This window comes from Mesorhizobium sp. M1E.F.Ca.ET.063.01.1.1, from assembly GCF_003998155.1.
In the GTDB taxonomy this organism is placed as follows: domain Bacteria; phylum Pseudomonadota; class Alphaproteobacteria; order Rhizobiales; family Rhizobiaceae; genus Mesorhizobium.
The window spans coordinates 1-1,644 of the sequence record NZ_RZSC01001036.1; the positions used below are offsets into that span (position 1 = coordinate 1).

The 1,644-nt window shown below is 63.4% G+C and carries 2 protein-coding genes and 2 pseudogenes; 3 read left to right on the top strand and 1 reads right to left on the bottom strand.

Translation table 11 applies throughout. The features are described from left to right. A pseudogene (locus EOA29_RS35700) lies at positions 1 to 394 on the top strand (purine-nucleoside phosphorylase); the annotation flags it as partial. Here EOA29_RS35700 and EOA29_RS35705 read toward each other — a convergent pair. Further along, on the bottom strand, positions 391 to 696 hold the full coding sequence (locus EOA29_RS35705) for a ribbon-helix-helix domain-containing protein (RefSeq protein ID WP_126093789.1): 306 nt from the start codon (positions 694 to 696) through the stop codon (positions 391 to 393). The pseudogene EOA29_RS35700 and the gene EOA29_RS35705 sit on opposite strands and share 4 nt — an antisense overlap. A 236-nt stretch (positions 697 to 932) precedes the next feature. Between EOA29_RS35705 and EOA29_RS35710 the strand changes: the two genes are divergently transcribed. Together EOA29_RS35710 and EOA29_RS35715 are read left to right on the top strand one after the other, a co-directional pair. After that, a complete protein-coding gene (locus EOA29_RS35710) occupies positions 933 to 1,328 on the top strand; it encodes a VOC family protein (protein WP_126093790.1) in 396 nt (131 codons plus the stop codon). Positions 1,329 to 1,407: 79 nt separating this feature from the next. Then, positions 1,408 to 1,644, top strand: a pseudogene (locus EOA29_RS35715) (gluconate 2-dehydrogenase subunit 3 family protein); the annotation flags it as partial.

Here is a 1,644-nt window from a genome sequence, read left to right on the forward strand (position 1 = left end):
TTCCAGTGCCGTCCGCGCCGAGGGTGCAATCAGCGGGCAGGTCTTCGGGCTGTACCAGCCGGCCGGCCCGGATCAGGCGCTGCATGCGCTGGCGCTGCGGCGGGCCGCCGATCTCGGCATCGCCTGCAGCGCGGGGCTCACGGTCTGCAGCGACGTGTTCTATCATCCCGACGGCCGCGCGCGTTTCGACGAGTTCAGGGCGCTCGGCGCGCTGGCGGTCGACATGGAAACCAGCGCGCTCTACCGCATCTCGGCGCAGTTCGGCGCGCGCGCCCTGTCGCTGCTGACTGTGGTCGACCACGTCGCCACCGGCGAGCAGACCGATTATTCCGAACGCCAGGCGCTGTTCACCGACATGACACGGCTGGCGCTCGAAGTGGCCGCGAGCAGCTAGGCGGCCACCTGTTTCAGCGCTGCCTGCTCCTGCACCGCTGGTCGGTGACCGCGCAGATAGAGCGCGCAGGTCGTGCGCAGCATCGAAGCGAAGTTCGGGATCTGGCCGTTGATCTCGATCGCCTCGTCATAGAGGGTCGAGATGAATTTGGGCGTCGTCAGGCCCTGGCTTTCGGCGATCTCGTCGAGCAACGCCCAGAACGTCGCCTCTAGCTGGATGCTCGTCGAATGCCCGTCTATGCGGATCGACCGGTTGATCTGCCGGTTGCCTCCCGGATCCTGCCCGGCAAAGACCCTGCACATCGTTTTCCTCCCGTTCTTGTTGGTCTTGGGCGCCGATTGAGCGTTGGCGCCTCTTGAACACTGCCTGCGCTTGCATCTTCGGCCTGACGGCCAGTGACGGCAATCAGACTTTCGTCCTCAAAACCGGCGCGACACTAGCCGTTTTCCAGGCGCATGCGTGGTAATCGGCTGCCACCACCTTTTTTCGCCGGCGCGCATAATCGGCCTATAAAACACGAAAAGCTGCGGAGTCCGATTTGGCGAAGGCGATCCACACCATGATCCGGGTTCTCGACGAGGCCCGGTCCGTCGATTTCTACAGCAAGGCCTTCGGTCTCGACGTCGCGCAGCGGCTCGATTTCGAGACCTTCACGCTGATCTATCTCAGCAACGCCGACTCTCCATTCGAGGTCGAGCTGACCGTGAACAAGGGGCGCACAGAACCCTACGCGCTGGGCGATGGCTACGGCCATCTCGCGCTCTCCGTCGTCGATCTCGACAGCGAGCACGATCGGCTCGGCGCGCTCGGATTCAATCCGAAGAAGATCGTGGAATTCAACCGCGACGGAGCGCTATTCGCCCGCTTCTTCTTCATCGAGGATCCCGACGGCTACAAGATCGAGGTCCTGCAGCGGGGAGGGCGCTTCCAATAGGGGACAAATGCCGCGCGGACCGGCGCGGCGCCAGCAACGGCATCCGGGGAGGATGCGAACAGCAAGCAGGGAGGAAATTATGGTCACGATCTATGAACGGAAGCCGCATGAGAGGCAGCTTGGCCTCTCGCGGCGCGAGCTTCTCAAACGCGGCGGTGCAGGTGCGCTGCTCATCATTTCGGGCACCGCCATCATTAGTCCCGAACATGCCTGGGGCCTGGAAACCTCGGCGCTGAAGCCCGAGACGATGGCGACGCTGATCCAGGTGGCGCGCGACATCTATCCGCACGACCAGGTACCGGACAAATACTATGCC